The sequence below is a fragment of the Candidatus Babeliales bacterium genome, assembly GCA_035944115.1.
Taxonomy (GTDB): domain Bacteria; phylum Babelota; class Babeliae; order Babelales; family Vermiphilaceae; genus DASZBJ01.
Window position 1 is genome coordinate 1 of the sequence record DASZBJ010000058.1, and the last position, 19,873, is coordinate 19,873.

Here is a 19,873-nt window from a genome sequence, read left to right on the forward strand (position 1 = left end):
GTGCCTGTTTTGCCCGCTGTATACAGTTCTAAGGCATTTAATTTAAATTCTTTATCATAAATTCTTATTTTTCTCATAAAGTCCCTCGTAATTGTTAGTTTACTACAAGTTCTTCATGTCTACAAAAGTGTAGCAGGATCACCACGCACGCCAATGGCGGCTCGCGACGACGATTGTGGGTTACTTGTTCTTATAGGGCGGAAGATTTTTGGGTATCAATAGAGCACGTGGATTTGTGCCACTCTATTTTTTGATTCGCCATTTCAATATATCTATGATATTTTTTCCCATTATATGTCATGAAAAACAGTGTTAGCACAAGGAGTTGAGATTATGGACAAAAGAAGTAGTTACGGAACTATGAGTTTTGGTGGTAATGGATATATGAAAAATAACAACGGATACATGAATTATCTGTTACTTGCTGTAGGACTGGCAGCAGTTGTAGGCGCAGGATATTTTGGATATCGATGGTATGTTGTTTCTCGTGAGCAATCTGCGCAGGTGATGTTTGCAGAATGTTTGCGTGAATACGAGAAAGGTGCGCGCGAGCGTCAGACATGGGCTGATATTCAAGCGTTATGGGCAGCGGGATATGCGCGACATACACAGTCATCATTAGCTCCATATTTTAAGGCATTTGAAGCAAACAGTGCATTAAAGCAGGATAAAAAAGCAGAAGCGGTTGCATTATTAGATGCAGCGTTATCTCTGGTTGCCGCTTCATCACCATTATACACCGTATATGCAACCAAACGCGCACTCATTAATATTGATTTGGGAAATGAGACTGGTTTACAAGAGTTAGAAAAACTTGCGTATGATAAAAACAATGTACAGCGTGATGTAGCGCTTTACTATTTGGGATTATACCAGTGGTCAAAAAATAATATTGAAGATGCTAAAGAGGCGTGGGAAACATTAACAGCATTGCCAGATTCTCCTGAGCAAACAACATTATGGACAGCGTTAGCAGAACAAAAATTACAACAAATTGCGTAAGTAGGTATTGATATACATGATGACAACGAATACACAAGCAATACGAGTGCGATTTGCACCATCTCCTACTGGACATTTGCATATTGGTGGTTTGCGTACAGCAATTTTTAATTGGTTATTTGCGCGACACAATAATGGTACATTTTTAGTACGGATTGAAGATACGGATCGCGAGCGGTTTAAGCAAGAATATGTTGATTCTATTATTGCATCATTGCAATGGAGTGGGCTTGTCTCAGACGAGCCCATTGTAGTTCAATCGGAGCGATTGCCAGAGCATACTGCATTGGTAGAGCAGCTATTGGCGCAAAAAAAAGTGTATCGTTGTTATTGTAGTGAACAAGAGGTTCTTGCGCGTCATGCTCAAAAATATGGTCCACAGGATGCATTTATTAAATATGATGGGCATTGCCGTGACCGTGAGCCTAAAGATATATCGCTGTCATCGGTAATTCGTTTTGCATTGCCGCGCGATATTCAGCATATTTCATTTGATGATATGATTCGTGGTACCGTTACCTTTGATATGAATCAGTTTGATGATTTTATTATAGTTCGTTCTGATGGACGGCCAGTTTATAACTTTGTGGTAGTTGCGGATGATGCATTCATGAATATTACCCACGTAGTTCGTGGAGAAGATCATATTCCTAATACGCCAAAACAGATTTTTCTTTTTCAAGCGTGTGGATATGTAGTGCCACAATTTGCACATCTTCCGCTTATCTTAGGCCCGAGCGGCGATAAATTGAGTAAGCGTGATGGTGCAGTTTCTGCAGTAGAATACAAAGCCAAAGGATATTTACCGGAAGCTTTGATTAATTATTTGGTCCGTTTGGGTTGGTCCCATGGTGATCAAGAAAAATTTACGCAAGATGAACTGATTCATTTGTTCTCATTGGATCAGGTGGGAAAAAAGGGAGCGATTTTTGATACTGATAAATTAAATTGGATGAATGGTGTATATATTAGAGAAAAAACAGCACAAGAGCTGTTTAATTACATTACCAATTATTTAGCTCCTGATTTCATTGATGCAGTTCCTGCATGGAATGAGCAGCAGGTTTTGCAGTTGTTGCAATTGTATAAAGATCGTGTGCTGTTAATGAGTGAACTAATGGAAGCGTTGATCGCTTTGTATACCGCTCCCCATACCTATTTGCAAGCAGATGTAGATAAATGGATTGGCAGTAGTACGTCAGCTCATTTACATGAATTTGTACAAATCATTGAGAAGCTGCCCACATATACAGTAGATTCCATAACGGATGCCGTAAAAACATGGTGTAAAGCACAGGGGATTTCACTCGCACATATTGCACAGCCATTGCGCATAGCGCTTGTGGGAAAAACGGCTAGTCCAGGAATTTTTGATTTGGTGTCGATTATCGGTAAACAGGAAACAATTTCTCGCATACAGATATTTTTGCGCCATATCGACAACTGATTATGGATTAAATTTATGCGGGGGGTGTATGAAAACAATTTTTCTGTTTCCAGGATATGGAGCACAATTTGTTGGCATGGGCAAGGAGCTCTATGACGAGTTTCGAATTGTGCAGGAATATTTTGAAGAAGCTTCCAACTGTATTGGTCATAATTTTGTAAAATTATGTTTTGCTGCGTCGGATGTGGAACTTGGTCGTATGGATCAAGCATATCCGTCTCTTTTTTTGGTGAGTTGTGCGATCGCACATCTGCTCAAAGATCAAGAGATTTATCCTGATTGTGTGGCTGGGTATAATATTGGCGAGTATGCAGCGATTTATACGGCAAAGGGATTTACCTTTCCTGATGGACTCTACCTCATTTCTAAATATGTTTCATTTTATCAGCAGGCCTTTCAGCAAGGGGCGGTGAGCGGGTTACGTATTTCTGGTCTTTCCTTAAAAATGGTAAAAGGATTATGCGAGCTGGCATCAGATGATGTACATGCAGTTTATGTCGCAGCATCTTTGAGTCCGCAGGTGCATGTGGTGATGGGACATGCTGATGCAGTGGACCGTGTGCGTAAAGCAGCAGGAGAAAAAGATGCAGAGAGCATGCAAGAGGTGGGAGCAGAATTTGGCTTGCATTCATCGCTTATGGAGCAGGTGGTTGCGCAGTATAAGATTTATATGGAAAAAGTGGATTTTAAAGATTTAGAAGTGCCCTTGCTTGCGAACGTTGATGCAAAACCGATTACGCTCGGTGCAGATGTTAAAGAAACAGTTATTAATCAAACCATCCTGCCAATACAGTGGCATAAAATTTTAGCAGCGGTGCAAGAATATGATTTGGTGGTGCAAGTGGGACCGGGCACAGAAATACGAGATATGGTTTTAGCATTATATCCGGATAAAAAAGTAGTGGCAGTAAATACAAAAGCAGATATACAAGAATTAAAACAGATTATTAATCAACCAATGGATCAACAGAAAGGAATAGACGATGCCAACATTTGATATGCAAGACACATTAGAGAAAATTATCACGATTATTGCCCAAGAGCTGAAAATTGAAAAAACGGTCGTAACGCATGACGTTACGCTCGAATCTCTTGGCGCAGATTCAATAGATATTGTCCAAATTATTATGCGATTGGAAGAGCAATTTGGCATAGAAATTAATGATGAAGATGCGGAAAAGATGCAATCTCTTTCTGATATTGCCGCGTATGTGCAGGCACGGCGTACCAAGTAATTATGGTCAGACGCATGTGCCTGGGCCTCTAGCCATGCTTTTCTCATGAGAGTCCGTGTCAGGATTAATGCTTTTATTTAACCCCCAGTTGACTGCCTGTCAATTGGGGGTTATCCTTATAGTGTTATGTTTGAGGTACATTATAAGGTTTTTAGCGTTAGGGGGACACTATGAAAATAAAGAATAATTACATGATTTTATTGATGACTGGCTTATGCCTATTTGCTGGCGGGATCAATGCTGCGGCAGAGGAAGATTCCAAGGAGGTTGGTATGAATCTGTATGGTAATCCAGCACATGGTTTGCAGGACGAAAAATTGAGTGTTTTAAGAAGACAGACAGGTGGCGCATTCTCTGATGAAGAACTTCAAAATATTCATACGATAGCGAATGAGGGCAGTGAGGCCAGAATTCATCTCAGTAAGGAGTTGAACTACGCCAGTGATAGATTACTTTCGGCTCAAGCAGAAGCTAAGCTTAGCCAGGTGTCGAAAAAACATAAAGCGTTTCAACATGTAGTTATGCGCGTGGTCATTCCACGGTTAGGTGCAAAGCATCCATTCACGGTCAGTTTGAACAAAGAGCTGCACTTATTTGGATCTGCGAAAAAAGATTTGAATAAACGGTTGAAAGGATTACAAAAAGCTGATCGAGAGAGGCTTCTCAGAAGAGGTCAAAGAAACGCGTCATGTGAGGATTTGTCGCGACTACGGGCATTGGATGAGCAGAAAGAAGACAAATCAATAGAGAAAGATTTTGAGGAATATGGCGAAATTGATGATACACGAGCACCAGTAAGACGCCAATCATTACCGAATTTACCTTCGGAATTAGTTCGTTTATCGTTGCCACAACCACAAGCAGAACCATCACCTGTTGCAGAACGGGTAAGACGTCTATCTGGCGCGAATTCGGAAAGCGAAGTATCGCAGCCCGCTGCTGCTGCTCAAGCGCAACCAGCGCGTCGTGGATGGGGTTGGAACATCGCTGCTGCTTTAGCAAACCAGGTCACTCAGCTTGCTGAAGGCTTATCTGGGGCTAATCTGGGTTAATATTTAATCTGCTTTAAATAGCGTATGGCTCATTATATACGCCAAAAATAGTTATATATAAAAGGCAAGGATTTTATCGGTTCTTGCCTTTTATCTTTGTGATCGTATCCTGTCTGATGTTGTTTTTCACGATTATCATTTTTTAAAGAGGCTATTATCATGAAATTTTTGAGCGTGCTGCGATTATACGGATTGGTTGTATGTTCCGGTGCAATGTATGCACAAGGGGTAGCCAATTCTGATGCCGATCGCTTGTCAAAAAATAGCATCACTTTGTACCAGGCGTATGATGCAGGGAAGATATCACAAGTTATATGTCGCGTAAATGAAGGAGCGTCAAAGCTATCATCAGCAGAAAGAATTTCATTGGCAGATGCGTATATGTATGGAAAATTAACCGCTGTGGATGGCATGGTGCAGTATCCGGATAATAGATATAATAAGAGAGGAGTGGTATATAAAATTGCTCCTGATAACCTGTATTCAGAATTGCGAGAAATGTGTGCGTTTGCTCAATATCGCAAAAGATATAAGCAAGATCATGATGCGGATAAATTTTTATCATCTTTGAGATATGTTCAGTTGATTCGCTTGTTCAAATATTGTATTACCGGTAATCCTCAAGACGGGCAAAAAGAGATAGAAGAAACCTTTGAAGAATTACGAGCCGAGCGTAGGGCTAGCAGGTTATATGCATTTATAACGCACCAAGATCTTGAAGGTGATGCAGATAAGGAAGTTATAGAACGCATCAGAAATAATCGGCGTAATCTTTTATCAGTAATCAAAAATCAGAACGATGCGCATGCAATTGTAGGTGCTGCAAGTAGAGCGTTACAGGTAGAAGGACATTTAAAGCATAGATTGCGTAGATTGTCAGCGAATATTACTGACTGTTTATCTAAGAAAAGTAGTGGCTCTGAGGACGATAAGAAAAAAGAGATGGAGCGACATCATCAGATTTGGTCTGAGTGGGTATTGCAGCGGCCTTTGTAATAGTATTTTAATTGATTGTTATGATGGTGAACGCCTCGTTATATGGCGAGGTGTTTCTTTTTTTATCTGCTATTGTCACAATAATGAATACATGGGTTATCGTATGCAGTAGTAAGTAGTGTATAAATAAAAAGGAGTTGCAATGCCATATGCATCAAATGCTGATTTGCCAAGTTCTGTTCGTGACCATCTTCCTGAGCATGCGCAAACTATTTTCCGCAAGGCATTTAATAGTGCTCATGAAGAATATAGTAACGAAGAGCAGGCTTTTAAGGTTGCTTGGTCTGCAGTGAAACATGAATATGAGAAAAATGCTGACGGAAAATGGGTAAAAAAATAGTCAGGAAAATAGAGTATATTTACTTTCCTCGACGAGCAGCGACTAAATAGCCAAAGTAATAAAAATAATTTTGCCAAGCTTGGTCTGTAAAACCATACTGATTATCACCTGCAAAATAATCTGCAAGAAATTCGCGAACTCGAAGCACTTCCTTAAGTCGTTTTCTGTTTTTCGGATCTTCTTTGGTAAAATCGATAAGTTCTAACGCACGCTCAAAAGCATATTGGCAAGATTGTGGATCATTTTTTGCACGTGCTTGAATTGCTCTGCCTACATCCGCGCCAATGTTGGCCAGTTGTTCTACGAGAGATAGTTTAAACCATCGGCCAGATTCATAAAGATCTTTATGAATAATCCTTACCATGTTCATGAGATTACCAGCTGGTTAACGATACTAACAATTTTTTTCTGAGTTGCAGTATCATTAACGCCTCTATCATAATTTCCTTGTGATGGGCGAATGTTAATCATTGAATCAAATTCTATAAAATCATCAGAGCCAAATTTTGAAGGGTGTAGATTTATGCCCCATAGGTTTTGTTGAGCAGATCCATTTTCAAGAAATGTGTCTTCTTGATCTGCATGTAATTCGGCATCAACTATCATGATGCCTTTTTCAATATCAACGACTGCTTTTACAAGGTTGTTATGCATTTTGAGAGCCATTTTTTTTAGTTCGTCAAGAGTGATTTCGGTAGTTATTAATAGCATATGATTCCTTATGCACACATTCGTTTAATCGAGTAACATTAATAGTTTTAGAGATTATTAGTTTATATATTTTAGGAGTTATGTCATTGATTTTTAATGCCAACAAAATCCACATCCACTTTATAATGGTGTGATTGTGTATAAGTGGTTATGCATGAGAGAAAAAATAATTTTGTTAAAAAGGCAGAGGGCGTGCGCTTCTTGTCTTTTTAATTTCTGTCTGTATCCTTTGTTGTGTTGATTTTGAAGATTAAGACTTCTTAGAAAGGATATTATTATGTTTGCAGCAATACTGGCCCCAGTACTACTTGTACCATTAACTGGCATGCAGTTGGTAGCTGAGTTGACACGTCCCTATAGATATTCGGAACAGGCAGTCAACGCGCGAGAAAAAATAGCGCAAATAGATGCATGTATGAATGGTAAATTACTGGTCTCAGCGCGTCGTTTTCAAAAATACTATGTTGAGTATGGACAAAAGTGGCAGTGGTTGGCGTATACGGTGAAAAATCGTAAGAAAGCTCACGGAGATCTTTCCGGTGAGCTCTATGTGCCCTACTTGAAAGATTTGGTGATTGAAGCTCAATCTGAGCCAGTTGAAAAAATACATAACAGTAGGTTGGGGCGTTTGTTTGATTACTATGTTCAAGATGATGGAGATTGGTATGTGCAGGAAGAAAAGCATGCAATGCAAAAGTTTCGTGAATTTGTAAATTTGCAAGATCTTGATGGCAATAACAGTAAAGCTGCACAAAAAATTAAAGCCAATCGACAGGCGTTTTTGAATGCAATACTGGCAAGTGGCAACAATAAGCAGACAGTACAGATTGTTAACGGAAAACGAAAAGTGGATAATCCAATTGGAGATAGAAGCGATATATGCGCGATTGCTCGGGCGGGTCAACGATCGTTGCGATTAGAAAATCCGGTGATGCGTAGGTTGTCGAAATTGGCTGAAATAGCAAAGAAATAACAATAAGGATATGAATATGAAAATTTTGAGTGTGTTACGATTATTTGGATTGATTTTGTTTTTTGGTGCAGTGCAGGCTAACGCGGTGTCTGACGGAAAAAAAAGTGCGGTATTGCATGTACATGCAGATGGTAAGTCTCAGGAAACGTTACAATCTAAAGGCGCATTAAACCGAGCCGAACGTTTAAAACAATTGTTACCGAATAGATTAAAAGAGGTAGTAACGAATGTTGAGATCCTTGCTGCGGATAAGGAGATGTTGCATCAACTGACACTAAAACAGAAGGGAAGACTTTTGTATTGGGTCTGTTTTAATAGGATTTGTGAGGAATGCAATGCGGGGCATGATCATTAAGGACGTATTTGAGTTAATTGTTTTACAGTGAAAAAATAATTCTGTTAAAAGGGCAAGAGTGTAGATATTCTTGCCCTTTTTAATGTCGGTCCGTACCCTTTAATGAGCTGTTTTTTTGAATAAGATGTTTTTTAGAGAGGATATTGTTATGGTATTTTTTATGATACTAGCTTTTGCAATACAGATGGTTGGTGAATTAGGTGGTCTTAGCAGCACCATACGAGTAGAAGATCCGGAGCGTGTTGCTGATGAGAGAGTAACTTCTTTTATAGACGCATGCATGAAGGGGCAGTTGTATGCAGATGAGCGCTTTTTGAAGTATATGGGAGGAAAGAGACAGCATGGTATACGAGTCGATGAAATAAAACATGTACTGCGAGATTATGAAGCTAAATATGCTGCCGGAGAGCTATCAGAAGGGCGACTCAAAAAGGCTATATACAAATGGAAGATCTTTAAAAATTGTGATGATCTGCGTGGAAAGATCGATAAAGATTCAGAAAAAGTGATAAACAATCGTCAAAACCTTTTGGATGCAATTAATAGTGCAAAAAACTTTTTTGAGGCAATTGACGGTCAGCACGATGCAATCAAAGTCGAGCAGGCATCAAAGAAGAAACTATTTTTAAGATATCCGCTCATTGTGAGATGGAAGAGATTTGTTCAATAAAAGTAAAAGGATGCTTCTATGAAAATAGTAAATGGTTTGTATCTGTTGGGATTGATTGTAACTTCTGCAGCGGTGCATGCAGAGTCGATGTCCAATGCGCAAAAGATAGCATTGATCAATGCGTGTATGAAGGGGAAGTTGGAGGTTGTACCAGATGGTAGTGGTGCTTTGATGTATTCTCATGCAACACATAATGAGGTTAAAACGGTATATTCCAGTAAACCAACAGAGATACGTGATGTGTTACAGCGGTGTGATAGTTTCTTTGAAAGGCAGATTGATGATAAAGGAATGTTTATTGATAAAGGTCCTTTTATAGAGGACGGGCCAGATAGACTTGCATTGGGACAGGCAATAGGTACATGGTTTAATTTTAGAACAAATTTAGACATTGCTGTTCCATTAGTTTCGAGTAACAGGTTAATAAAAGATCCTGCAAAAAAAATTGCAGAAAATCGGTCTAATTTTTTTACAGCGATTTATAATGCACAAGATACGCATGCAATTGTGGATTTATCAAAACGAGCATTCTATTTTAAAAATCCCGCATTGCATAGGTTGCAGAGATTGCCTATTAATGTGCGTAATTGGTTGAAAAAAAAGTAGTCGTACATCGTTAATAAAAAATAATTTCGATATCTATAATTAGGTTGCGCCCAGATTAAGCGCAACCTTTTATTCTTCAGGGCGACATCGTCAATGCCAGCCAAATCCACCTTTTAACCAGAGACCCCATTGCGCCATCGCATTTTTGTATGGTTGCATTTCTTTTGGTCGATCTCCTTCAAATTCTACAAATGCACCGAAACCCAGATATGGTTCCACGCGACTGCATGCATTATGGCACCAGGTGTGTCCGGCATACCAGAATATTTTATGCGTCAGGACCATATCAGATGCTGCTGATTCTACATCGATATCAGATTCTTGGAGCAAGATGGGAGAGTTTCTGTCTACGAGCGCTGCCTGTTTTTCTGCAAATGTGGCATCGATTGGCAGTCGTGCGATTTGGTCCACGTTACCATCAATGGTGGCATTACTTTGTGTGGTATTCAGAGGAACGGGTGGTGTATACAGATTTTGAATTCCTTTAAATCCATAACCGTTGGAAGGGAATTGGCCCTCATGGAGGGAGATGAGTTCTCTGCTGCGTATAAATGCGTTGTAACCGATGTCAAAATTAAAGCTATTATATTGATAGGCAAACATTAATGCGATATCAAATTGTATTGCCATGGATACATCGCAGTTGAGTGTGCTGATATTAATTGCAGGAATAGTTGTACCCATATATTCTTTATTTTCATCAAATTCTTTTACCAAAATATAACGACTGCCAAAACCGCTTTCATTACAGGGGTTTTCTGAAGAAAGTTGACTATCTAATCTGTCGGTATTAAAGAAATCAAATGATCGGCGTTGGCGTGATTTAAAGAGATGAGTGACATTAAAATTAAAGAAAACGTCTGCACGTTGGATTCCCTCTTTTTCCCAGATGAGGCCGCGTGACGCAAATCCGATACCGAGTTCTCCATGATGTCCGTTGCCTACTATTGGTTCAAAAATAATCTCACTTTTTGATCTGCTGCCTGTTGGTATTACTCCGCGTAGATTAAAACCGGCATAACCACAATCATTGTTTACCAGATCATATCCAACGACGAGTGAAATATCGGCTAATTTTGTTTGAGAGGCCCCATCGCAAATAATTTTTCCAAATTCTAGTGGTTGCACATCTCCATAAATAGTATCACCAGCGATTGCTGCTCTAAAACTGCCATATACGGGAGTGATTGCATTTTTCCCCATATATCCAGCAGGGAATGGATCAGTAAGCCCATCATTGGTAATTATTTCATTCATGAGGACTTTTGCGTGAGTCCAAACGAGTGGGGCATGCATAATGAAATACCAGTTTTTATATCCTGCAAAAAAACTAAAATCAAAAAGTACGTGGGACATAACAGGGTCTAAATGAACAACGCTTGAAAATGTTTGTGATAATCCAAAATAATCAGCAAGCAGATTGTTTTCTGATCGCCCTATTACATTACTACCGGTTATATGTAAGAAGTTGGTACCAAAAAAATGTTCTGCAAGTCGCCGTGGTTTATATGATCTGGCGTATTCAGCAGTTATTGAACCAGTTGTGTACAAGCAAGAGTGATCGTAATGTTCAAAACGATGTTCACCAATTAAATCACGTGCGGCATCGGCAATATGCGCGCGGGGGCTAAAAAACGAGATACCAGAAAGCGATGTTGCGGTAATTGTTTGCGATATAACGCATGCAAGTAGTGCGGTGATAATTCTTAGTATGGCGGATTTGATCTTCATTTAAATAACTCCTGTTTTTATTCCATTTTCACCACTCTACTATGAGTACATTCTGTTGCTCAACAGTTTATAAAAAATGAGACCCGAGAGTGCTCTCGAGCCTGTTTAGCTTATAAAAAAGATCAGGCTCGGAAAAATTCCGAGCCTGATAGAAAAGCTAATATACTCTACTAAATTAGTATGCGATACCGCCTTTAACCCATACAGCCCACTGATTTAAGTTGCTGCAACGAACACAGTTGCCTTTTGTTTTTTCGCATGATGTGTCGCATGAATTACAATCTGTTGTCGATGTAGTTGGTGTTGTTGTTGGACAAACGGTGTTGCAGATATCATCACAATCGCTGCCACAAGATCCTCTTTGTGCAAATTCAGCTGATGCACCTACGCCAATGAATGGTCTCCATGAGCGACATTCATTAGTTTCCCAAGTATAACTAAAATGAGTAAATACTTTATGGCTGATACCGCTGCTTGTTACGATGCTGACATCAGATTCTTGGAGTACAATTGGCTGAATTGATGTGTTTGTTTGTGGTGCAGTCAAAGCTGGAGTTGTGAATAGGGGGTTGCCAAAGCCAACAAAAGCTGGTTGCACGTTGTCAATACGTGGATTGGCAGTTGCTGCTAAGAGTGCGCCAGTTGCAATAGTATTTGCAGGAGCATCAGCGAACGTGCAGTCAACGCCAGGGAAGTTTGTGCCTTGATGGATTGTTGCAGTGCTTTGTGTTGCAGCAAGAGCTACAGGTACAGAAGGGCCTTCAGCGGCAGCAAATCCGTATACATGTGCATCACCTTTGAGTGCCCATTCAGACAATACTGGTGCGTTGCAACCTTTTTGTCGGCATAGTTTTTCACATGCTTTACCCCACAATTCATAACCAACACTCCAATTGAATCCGCATTCAGTTGCGAATGTAAATTGTAGTGCCAAATCACCTTGTACTGAAACGCTTACATCAACAGGAGATGCGGTAAGGTTTGCAACAGGAGCGAAGTGATTAACGAATTGGAAATCAGATAATAATCCAGTTACTCTATCTGTTGATAAGTCGTCTACGTTAGCGCCCAGTTTTTGTGCAAGCATATATCTGCTGTTATTACCTGCTGAACACAGATCAAATACGCGTGTTTGGCGCGTTGAGAATAGGTGCGTAACATTTGCATCTAAATAGAAGCTAAATCTGCTCTTATCTTCGCATGATCTCCAAAGAACTATTCCGGTGTTAATTCCACCACCAAGTTCCCAGAAATGTCCGCTACCAACCATAGGCTCAAATAAAAATTCCGCTTCAGGACGGTTACCAGCTGGCGCTGTTGCGCGAGCGTTAAGTCCAAAAACGTAATCTTCGTTGCATACAAAGTTGTATCCAAGTGCTGCTTCAACGTCAGCTAAACGAGTTTTTGATTTAGATTTAGATTCGCATCCATCAACAGACCATTTACTGAATTGTAATGCGTCAAAAGTTACTGCGCCTAAATCAGGTGTTTTACCAGCAAAGAAATCGAGTGCGCTATGGAGTAAGTCATCTGTTGGTATACCGGTAGGACCGAAGTATCCGATAAGATATGGGTTTGTTCCTTTGTTGATTATTTCTTCGCGAGCATGCAAGTCCCAACGAGTATGGGTTAGTGGCATGTTAACGCGGAAGTATAAACCTTCTGCAAATGAATCAAGTCCGAAATAGAATTGAAAATCAGCAACAAAGTTTTTTATTTTTGGTGAAAAACTTACGGTGCTTTGGAAATCTGTTGGTAATCCAAAATAATCAGCTAAGAAATCTTTTGTTCCGTCTCTATCATCTACGCAGCTACCAGATATGCTGATGCTGCAGGTATCGCACTCTGTTTTGCAATCTGAATCGGTATCACATGCTGTAGTAGGTGTAGCATCAGTAGCTACTGGAGAAGAAGTGATTAATGCATCACCAAAGAGGCATTCGCACATTCTGTTTGATCTAAATGATTGAGAATATTCAAGTGCAACAGCGCCAGCGCCATACCAATCATCTTGACAGCAAAGATTAATTAATTGTTGCCATCCTACCATTTCTCGGGCGGCGTTAGTACCTTGTGAACGTATTTGATAGTAGGGGGTTACCGTTGCAGCTTGTGCGCCACTTCCCGCTAAACCGCATAATACCAATACGGTGAGAAAAAACCTTTCTCTGTAGTTCTTCATACATACTCCTTTTATAAGATTGTACATTCCTTACTTACTTCTGTTTAAGAAGCTAACAATATTTTTTTCACTAATCAAATTTTAATTGCATGCTCATAAAAAAAGAGGTCCGTGGAAAGTTCCACGGACCTCTGTAAACCTTGTATGGCTACTAGATTTGCTTAGTAAGCGAATCCGCCTTTAATCCATACTGACCACTGGTTCAAGCTGCTGCAGCTTGTGCAGTTGCTTCTGTCATCTGAATCACAGGTGTTTTCTGTTCCACAGATTGTTGCAACGTCACATGCAGTAGTGTCACAGTTGCCGCCTCGAGATGCGAATTCAGCTGAAGCACCCACACCTACGAATGGAATCCACTGACATTCTTCACGATCTTGCCATGTGTAGTTAAAGTGAGCGAACACTTTATGAGTGATGTTACGGTTTGTTACTACGTTGATGTCATCTTCTGTAAGTGTAATTGGCTGGATTGAAGTGTTAGTTTGTGGACCAAAATCAGGGAACGGTTGTGCAAATAATGGATCCCCATCAGAGAATGCTGGTTGTACATTATCAATTCTAGGGTTTGCTGTTGCTGCTAAAAGTGCACCAGTTGCAACTGAGTTAGAAGAATCAACAAAGGTACAGTCAACGCCTGGGAAGTTTGTACCATGAGAAATTGTTGCAGTGCTTTGTGTTGCTGCAAGATTTATCGGAGCAGAGCCGCCATCAACAGGTAAGAATCCGACTACATGCGCATCACCTTTTAATGCCCAATCAGTTAGAGTAACATCGTTGTTGTTGCAACTATTTTTGCGGCAAACTTTTTCGCAAGCGCTTCCGAAGAATTCATAACCAACATCAAAACCAAATCCACAGTCTGTGTCGAATGCGAATTTGATAGCAACGTTTCCTACTACCGGTACGCTTACATCAACGCGAGACGCAGTTAAGTTAGCAACTGGAGCGAATTCGTTTGCAAATTGAGAGTCAGATAATACTAAAGGTGTACCACCTTGTAATGTGTTATTGTTTGTACCAAGTCTTTGTGCAAGCATGTATCTGCTGTTATCGCCTGCTGAGCAAAGATCGAATACACGAGTTTGGCATGCATCGAATAAGTGCATTACGTTTGCATCAAGATATACGCTGAATGTTGTGTCTGAATCACAAGCTCTCCAAAGAACCGCAGATGTATTGATTCCTGCGCCAAGTTCCCAATGTTTTCCGTTACCAGACATTGGTTCAAATAAGAACTCGCCTTCAGGACGGTTACCAGCTGGAGCAGCTGTGCGGATGTTAATACCGAAGTTATAATCTTCGCTGCATGCAAAGTTATATCCAAGTACCGCTTCAACGTCAGCTAAACGAGTTTTTGTTTTAGATTTACAGTCGCCAGCCCATTTGCTGTACTTTAATCCTTGGAATGTTATTCCGTCGCTTAAAGTTGGAGTTCTACCAGCAAAGAAATCTTCTGCTGAGTGTAAAAGATCAGATGTTGGAACAAGTGTTGGTCCGAAGTACCCAGGAAGGTACGGGTTTGTACCAGCATTAGTTATTGATTCACAGAAGTTTAGATCCCAACGAGTGTAGTTAAGCGGAAGGTTTAATCTGAAGTATAAACCACATGCCCACTCACTAAGTCCCATGTAGAACTCGAAATCAGCAACAAAGTTTCTGATTTTTGGTGAAAAACTTACCGTGCTTTGGAAATCAGTAGGTAGTCCAAAGTAATCAGCCAAGAAATCTGTGTCGTTATTGCGATCATCAACACAGCTACCAGATATAACAATAGAACGAGAATTGCAACCGTTGTTGCTATCACAACCAGTATCGCAGCCAGTAGTAGGTGTTGTAGGAGTTGTTGCAGCAGGGATTGTAACTAGGGCGTCACCAAAGAGACATTCAGCGATTCGATTTGATCTGAAAGATTGAGAATATTCAAGGGCAAGAGATCCTGCTCCATAAAAATCTTCTTCATCACAACGATTAATTAGTTTTTGCCAGCCGAGCATCTCACGTACAGCAGATGTTCCTTGCGAACGAATGCCGAAATATGGAGTTACAGCTTGCACTTGAGTACTAGCTACGCCGCATAGTACCAAAGCGCTGAGGAAAAATTTTTCTCTACACTTCATCATAAATACTCCTTTTTGTGTAAGAGATTTTGAACGAGGATTTCACTACATCGACAAGACACTATCAGATAATTTTTTTTGATGCAATAGTTTAAAAAATAATTTTTATTCATGCCGAATAAAAATTGTTTTACGTACTGATACTGAAAAGGATTCTTCTTTAAAATCAACATTTCAGTATCAGTATTTTATGCATTATTAATTAAAGGCGATACCACCTTTGACCCAAACTGACCATTGATTTAAAGCACATGATGCACAGTCAGATTTTGGTTTTGTATTTTTTGGCGGGCAATCTTTTTTAGCAGGGGTTGCTGGACATGAAGATTCATGATTTAGTTCTACTGATGCACCAACTCCTACAAATGGTTCCCAATCTTCATTGTCTTTCCAGGTGTAGTTAATATGGGTAAACACTTTGTGGGTGATTGCCTTGCTTCCAATAAGTTTCTTATCATCGTCTGATAAGATGATTGGTTGGATTGAAGTATGGGTGAAAGTAGAATTATCACCACTAGCTACGGTTAATAGATCGGCCGAATTTGAAGCAAATTCTGGATTATCAATGTTTGGATTTGATAGTGCTATCACTTGTGCTGGTGTTAAATTATTTACGGTATTAGTTGTAAAATCAAATCCAAGGCACACTTTGTTACTGTTGGTAAAGTTAGTTCCCGAGTGAATCGTTGCCTGGCTTTCAGTAGCAGCAAGGGCTACCGGTACCGGGGTGGCTTCATTAGTAAATCCAAAAATAGACGCATCACCTTTGAGTGCCCAATCAGAAATAGAGTTGTTCGTTAGACAACCAGACTTCAGACTGATTTTTTCGCAAGATCTGCCATAAAATTCATAACCAAGGTCCCAGGTAAATCCACTGTCAGTTGCATATGAAAATTTCAGGGCGATGTCAGCTTCTACTGCCACACTTACATCAACTTTCGATACCGTAAGGTTTGCTACTGGTGCAAATTCATTAGCGAATTGAAAATCAGATTGTGTACCAGTTCCGGGTATTGATACAGTAGTTGGCAGGCCTTCGAGTGAATCGTTATTACTGCCTAGTCTTTGTGCAAGCATGTATCTGCTGTTTTCGCCTGCAGAGCACAGATCAAATACGCGCGTTTGGCAGGCTTTAAAGAGGTGCCCAATGTTTGCATCGATATAGAAACTTACTGTTGTATCATCGCAGTCGCTTTCCCATAATAGTTTCTTACCATGGATGCCGGCGCCTAAGTACCACTGATGGCCAGTACCGATGACCGGTTCAAACAAGAACTCACCTTTTGGATGAGTACCGGTTGGCGCATCGATGCGTAGGCTGAGTCCAAAATAATCATCTTCGTTACATATAAAATTGTAACCAAAAATCATAGCAACATCAGCAAGTGCTGTTTTTGAAAGTCCATTGCAGTTGCAGTCAGAAACGGCCCATTTGCTGTAAGCGAGTTTCTGAAAGATAATTTCACCGCCCGTTGATAGTGCTAATGTAGGAGCGAAATCACCACTGAAAAATTCAGTTGCTTTGGTGAGTAAGTTATCATTAGTAATTACTTGGTCACTGAAATATCCAGCTGGCTGACTGTTTGATCCTGCTTTAGCATCTTCACACACATTCAAGCTCCAACGGGTGTGTACTATGGGAAGATTCAATCTAAAATAAAAATTATCTGCCCATTCGGATAGCCCTACATAAAATTGTACATCAGCTACAAAGTTCTTAATGCGTGGAGAAAAACTGACGCTTCCTTGATAATCACTAGGGAGTCCGAAATAATCGGCAAGCCAATCTTTTTTGTCACGATTTGATACGCAGCTACCAGTTATATTTATTTGTGAAGCACATTCATTATCATGTATTAGATCATCGCCAAAAATACAGTCAGCAATGCGCTCTGGTCTGAATGATTGGCTATATTGTCCTGCAACGGCGAATGCGCCATAAAATTTATCTTCATCACATCGATTGATAAGTTCTTGCCAGCCTACCATTTCACGTACAAGGTCCGTTCCTTGTGATCGTATGTTGTAATAAGGCATAGCGACGACATCAGCCGCTAGTTCTCTTGCACATGCAAGAATAAAAAGGGCAAAAAATTTTTTTGATAAAATACGGTTCATCTCAACTCCTTGTATGACCTGAAATAGAGCTCTTTCGAAACCACCATTTTGATAATTGCATGCTGCATATTTTGCAAAAAAATTAACAACATTCAGAAAGAGATCCAATGTATATATTGTTATAATTCACTGCTTTTGTGCATTTTATGAACAAACAAAAATGCATATACTATCGATCTTGTACGGTGTCAATGCCTCCTTATTGTAGATGATTCATTAACTCTTTTTTATGGGTAGCCATATTTCGTGACTGAAATCAATGGCCTTCATAGTCATCTATTTTCTGATAGACGTCAAGGGATGTGAAAATGATACGTTTTATTCCTTCTTTGTGGGTTGTTATATTTTTGTAATTGTTGTGTTATACAGAATTTGCAAAATATAAAAAATCTCGTTATGAATTTTCAAAACTACTGTTAAAAAAAGTAGGGCGTATTGTGGTATTATTGATTGTTGGAGAGTGTCATGAATAGATTGTTCAGATGTACTGTTTTTTTATTACTTTTTCTCACGCAGATTAGTGTTTGTGATGTGCAGGAGTTTGCGTTATTACCGGTGACCCCTGTCTGGTATCCTGTCTCGCATGTTGTGCGGCAGCCAGCAGAAGGATTTTCGCCAGATACGCTAATAAAAACGGTGAATGGGTACGTTTTGATTCATGATCTTTCAGAAGGGGATATTGTAGTTGGTCTTAACGGTGATCAAAAGATTTTGTATGTTCAGCAAAATTATCTTGATCGATGTGTGCAGTTGCGTGTTGATGATCAGGTTATCAATGTTGCGTTAGGTCAGCAATTTTATCTCCATGATAATGCGTTAAAATCAGCATGCGATTTGGAAATCGGTGATATCTTATATGGCGGTAGTTGTGTATATGCGAAAGATATTGTTGATGAGCCGCAACTATTTTATGCGCTGAGCACAGAGCAGAATTCTTTTTTTATTTATCCTGATATGTATGTGCATAATTTTGATGTTGCAACTATCACCGTCATAGGATCGTTGTTGCTTGGTGCTATAGAAATTTCCAATCCTGTTGTAGCGGTTGTAGGTGAGATGCTTTCTTTGTATCTGTTTATCATGAAAAATTTTATGCCAGATGGAAAGCTTGTAGGAACTATTTCTCCGAGCGATGAAAATTTACCTATTTTGCAAATAGCGTTGAAAAATAGAGACATTGTATCTAAGGCACGGAATTACTATGAAATTAAAAGAAAAGAGCTGCTAAAGCTATATCAAGATTTAGTAAAAATCAAAACTGATTTAGATGCTTTTGTGAGGCCAAATCAAGCACATATCTTAGATTTTTCTAAAAGTTTTTTACGGGAATGGACTTCGCAAGCCTTTGATACTGTTGCATTGCCAGATCTTTCATATGAATTAGGATTAAATCCTGTTGCAAAAGAACAGCTTATGCAATTGAGAGATGATGAGCTGGAGCGCTTGCAACAAGCGATTATCGATCAGCATTTGATATTGGCATTGCATGTGAATGAAGTGATTGTGCGTTATGATAAAGCGTGGGAAGACGCTACTAGTTTCTCTGGATGCCATAATCAAGAAGTTAGTTGTTGGAACAGAAATTTGAACAATGTGCCTTGCGATGTTGCTCTTAGATTATATGCAGCCCTTTTTATTTGGAGAGAGTTGCTTAATAATCTTGAACAAAAAACAAAAGAAATGCAGGGGATATTGAGTTATTATCAAAAGCTAAAAAATAATTTTTTTGTTTCTCAAACAACAACAATTTTTCAGATTTTGCCTGCATTTGTACAGAAAGCTGATATTGCGGTTGGATACGTTCAGCATAACAAGCAAATAGTGCTTTCAAATATGCTAATTAGTGAAGCTTGTTTAACGCGCTATAGAATTTTAACCGCAGAATTAATTAAGAAGAATCAAGCTGCAGCGGAAAAATATCGTGCTGCGCGAGATGATTCCAAAGATGGTAGTGTGTATGCGAAGGGGATACATGCTGCAGTTAAAGCAATCTTGGATAGGCAAGCTACAGGGGAAGTGTATACTGGCTATGCACCAGGTCCAGATGATGATGAGGATTTTTTTAAGAATTTAGAGAAAAAGGCTGATAAAAGAAGGCGCTTGCCAGGAGGAGGAAAATATTATCGTGATCCTGAAACAGGTCTTTGGTGGTCTAAGGATAATGGTAGTAATCATGCCGGGGTTCATTATAAAGTGTATTTAGAACGAAAAACATATCTTGAATGGATTTGGGATGTATGTCTAAAAACGGGAAGAATAATGGATAAACATAAAGGACCTATTGGTAGAACTATTCGAATGAAAGATTTGATACCTTTTTAAGGAGTTACCAGTTTTC

Annotated in this window: 18 protein-coding genes; 12 read left to right on the plus strand and 6 right to left on the minus strand. The window is 39.6% G+C overall.

From position 1 onward, the window contains the following. Nucleotides 1-333: 333 nt before the first annotated feature. The 7 genes from VGT41_06475 to VGT41_06505 all read left to right on the plus strand — a co-directional run bounded on the left by VGT41_06475 (nucleotide 334) and on the right by VGT41_06505 (nucleotide 6,072). Complete coding sequence (locus VGT41_06475; GenBank protein HEV2601906.1) at nucleotides 334-1,002, plus strand: hypothetical protein; 669 nt, start codon at nucleotides 334-336, stop codon at nucleotides 1,000-1,002. A gap of 16 nt (nucleotides 1,003-1,018) precedes the next feature. Then, nucleotides 1,019-2,449: a glutamate--tRNA ligase gene (gene gltX, locus VGT41_06480; GenBank protein HEV2601907.1), complete on the plus strand. Its 1,431-nt coding sequence runs from the start codon at nucleotides 1,019-1,021 to the stop codon at nucleotides 2,447-2,449. A 28-nt stretch (nucleotides 2,450-2,477) separates the two neighbouring features. Beyond that, a complete protein-coding gene (locus VGT41_06485) occupies nucleotides 2,478-3,446 on the plus strand; it encodes an acyltransferase domain-containing protein (protein ID HEV2601908.1) in 969 nt (322 codons plus the stop codon). After that, a complete protein-coding gene (locus VGT41_06490; protein ID HEV2601909.1) occupies nucleotides 3,433-3,684 on the plus strand; it encodes an acyl carrier protein in 252 nt (83 codons plus the stop codon). The genes VGT41_06485 and VGT41_06490 overlap by 14 nt, the downstream gene beginning before the upstream one ends. A gap of 170 nt (nucleotides 3,685-3,854) precedes the next feature. Then, nucleotides 3,855-4,736 carry a hypothetical protein gene (locus VGT41_06495; GenBank protein ID HEV2601910.1) on the plus strand — a complete coding sequence of 294 codons (882 nt, stop codon included), beginning with the start codon at nucleotides 3,855-3,857 and terminating at the stop codon, nucleotides 4,734-4,736. 159 nt (nucleotides 4,737-4,895) lie between these two features. Continuing rightward, on the plus strand, nucleotides 4,896-5,732 hold the full coding sequence (locus VGT41_06500) for a hypothetical protein (protein HEV2601911.1): 837 nt from the start codon (nucleotides 4,896-4,898) through the stop codon (nucleotides 5,730-5,732). A 142-nt stretch (nucleotides 5,733-5,874) separates the two neighbouring features. After that, on the plus strand, nucleotides 5,875-6,072 hold the full coding sequence (locus VGT41_06505) for a ChaB family protein (protein HEV2601912.1): 198 nt from the start codon (nucleotides 5,875-5,877) through the stop codon (nucleotides 6,070-6,072). Nucleotides 6,073-6,091: 19 nt separating this feature from the next. Here the strand turns inward: VGT41_06505 and VGT41_06510 are convergent, their stop codons facing one another. Then, complete coding sequence (locus tag VGT41_06510) at nucleotides 6,092-6,442, minus strand: hypothetical protein (protein ID HEV2601913.1); 351 nt, start codon at nucleotides 6,440-6,442, stop codon at nucleotides 6,092-6,094. Continuing rightward, entirely contained in the window at nucleotides 6,439-6,783 is a 345-nt protein-coding gene (locus VGT41_06515; GenBank protein ID HEV2601914.1) for a DUF5674 family protein, read from the minus strand. The genes VGT41_06510 and VGT41_06515 overlap by 4 nt, the downstream gene beginning before the upstream one ends. A gap of 277 nt (nucleotides 6,784-7,060) precedes the next feature. On the opposite strand from VGT41_06515, the gene VGT41_06520 reads away from it, so the two are divergent. From VGT41_06520 to VGT41_06535, 4 genes are all read left to right on the plus strand, one after another. Continuing rightward, entirely contained in the window at nucleotides 7,061-7,756 is a 696-nt protein-coding gene (locus VGT41_06520; GenBank protein HEV2601915.1) for a hypothetical protein, read from the plus strand. Between the two features lie 16 nt (nucleotides 7,757-7,772). After that, complete coding sequence (locus VGT41_06525) at nucleotides 7,773-8,111, plus strand: hypothetical protein (GenBank protein ID HEV2601916.1); 339 nt, start codon at nucleotides 7,773-7,775, stop codon at nucleotides 8,109-8,111. 148 nt (nucleotides 8,112-8,259) lie between these two features. Beyond that, nucleotides 8,260-8,781 (plus strand): hypothetical protein, encoded by a 522-nt coding sequence (locus tag VGT41_06530; protein ID HEV2601917.1) that lies wholly within the window; start codon nucleotides 8,260-8,262, stop codon nucleotides 8,779-8,781. An 18-nt stretch (nucleotides 8,782-8,799) separates the two neighbouring features. Then, nucleotides 8,800-9,387, plus strand: coding sequence for a hypothetical protein (locus VGT41_06535; protein HEV2601918.1), 588 nt, complete (start codon nucleotides 8,800-8,802; stop codon nucleotides 9,385-9,387). A 90-nt stretch (nucleotides 9,388-9,477) separates the two neighbouring features. Here VGT41_06535 and VGT41_06540 read toward each other — a convergent pair whose 3' ends face one another. The 4 genes from VGT41_06540 to VGT41_06555 form a co-directional block, all read right to left on the minus strand. Continuing rightward, nucleotides 9,478-11,118 (minus strand): hypothetical protein, encoded by a 1,641-nt coding sequence (locus VGT41_06540; protein ID HEV2601919.1) that lies wholly within the window; start codon nucleotides 11,116-11,118, stop codon nucleotides 9,478-9,480. Nucleotides 11,119-11,293: 175 nt separating this feature from the next. Beyond that, nucleotides 11,294-13,300 carry a hypothetical protein gene (locus tag VGT41_06545; GenBank protein HEV2601920.1) on the minus strand — a complete coding sequence of 669 codons (2,007 nt, stop codon included), beginning with the start codon at nucleotides 13,298-13,300 and terminating at the stop codon, nucleotides 11,294-11,296. A 161-nt stretch (nucleotides 13,301-13,461) separates the two neighbouring features. Beyond that, a complete protein-coding gene (locus VGT41_06550; GenBank protein ID HEV2601921.1) occupies nucleotides 13,462-15,420 on the minus strand; it encodes a hypothetical protein in 1,959 nt (652 codons plus the stop codon). 195 nt (nucleotides 15,421-15,615) lie between these two features. Then, nucleotides 15,616-17,535: a hypothetical protein gene (locus VGT41_06555; GenBank protein HEV2601922.1), complete on the minus strand. Its 1,920-nt coding sequence runs from the start codon at nucleotides 17,533-17,535 to the stop codon at nucleotides 15,616-15,618. 465 nt (nucleotides 17,536-18,000) lie between these two features. Here VGT41_06555 and VGT41_06560 point away from each other — a divergent pair, with 465 nt between their 5' ends. Then, complete coding sequence (locus VGT41_06560; protein ID HEV2601923.1) at nucleotides 18,001-19,857, plus strand: hypothetical protein; 1,857 nt, start codon at nucleotides 18,001-18,003, stop codon at nucleotides 19,855-19,857. Nucleotides 19,858-19,873 lie beyond the last annotated feature (16 nt).

Bases quoted from the DNA above. Each gene is read 5' to 3' on its own strand.
- VGT41_06515 (HEV2601914.1), bottom strand. From the start codon at position 6,783: ATGCTATTAATAACTACCGAAATCACTCTTGACGAACTAAAAAAAATG.
- VGT41_06560 (HEV2601923.1), top strand. From the start codon at position 18,001: ATGAATAGATTGTTCAGATGTACTGTTTTTTTATTACTTTTTCTCACG.
- VGT41_06540 (HEV2601919.1), bottom strand. From the start codon at position 11,118: ATGAAGATCAAATCCGCCATACTAAGAATTATCACCGCACTACTTGCA.
- VGT41_06500 (HEV2601911.1), top strand. From the start codon at position 4,896: ATGAAATTTTTGAGCGTGCTGCGATTATACGGATTGGTTGTATGTTCC.
- VGT41_06530 (HEV2601917.1), top strand. From the start codon at position 8,260: ATGGTATTTTTTATGATACTAGCTTTTGCAATACAGATGGTTGGTGAA.
- VGT41_06505 (HEV2601912.1), top strand. From the start codon at position 5,875: ATGCCATATGCATCAAATGCTGATTTGCCAAGTTCTGTTCGTGACCAT.
- VGT41_06550 (HEV2601921.1), bottom strand. From the start codon at position 15,420: ATGATGAAGTGTAGAGAAAAATTTTTCCTCAGCGCTTTGGTACTATGC.
- VGT41_06510 (HEV2601913.1), bottom strand. From the start codon at position 6,442: ATGAACATGGTAAGGATTATTCATAAAGATCTTTATGAATCTGGCCGA.
- VGT41_06545 (HEV2601920.1), bottom strand. From the start codon at position 13,300: ATGAAGAACTACAGAGAAAGGTTTTTTCTCACCGTATTGGTATTATGC.
- VGT41_06490 (HEV2601909.1), top strand. From the start codon at position 3,433: ATGCCAACATTTGATATGCAAGACACATTAGAGAAAATTATCACGATT.
- VGT41_06485 (HEV2601908.1), top strand. From the start codon at position 2,478: ATGAAAACAATTTTTCTGTTTCCAGGATATGGAGCACAATTTGTTGGC.
- VGT41_06535 (HEV2601918.1), top strand. From the start codon at position 8,800: ATGAAAATAGTAAATGGTTTGTATCTGTTGGGATTGATTGTAACTTCT.
- gltX (HEV2601907.1), top strand. From the start codon at position 1,019: ATGATGACAACGAATACACAAGCAATACGAGTGCGATTTGCACCATCT.
- VGT41_06555 (HEV2601922.1), bottom strand. From the start codon at position 17,535: ATGAACCGTATTTTATCAAAAAAATTTTTTGCCCTTTTTATTCTTGCA.
- VGT41_06475 (HEV2601906.1), top strand. From the start codon at position 334: ATGGACAAAAGAAGTAGTTACGGAACTATGAGTTTTGGTGGTAATGGA.
- VGT41_06495 (HEV2601910.1), top strand. From the start codon at position 3,855: ATGAAAATAAAGAATAATTACATGATTTTATTGATGACTGGCTTATGC.
- VGT41_06525 (HEV2601916.1), top strand. From the start codon at position 7,773: ATGAAAATTTTGAGTGTGTTACGATTATTTGGATTGATTTTGTTTTTT.
- VGT41_06520 (HEV2601915.1), top strand. From the start codon at position 7,061: ATGTTTGCAGCAATACTGGCCCCAGTACTACTTGTACCATTAACTGGC.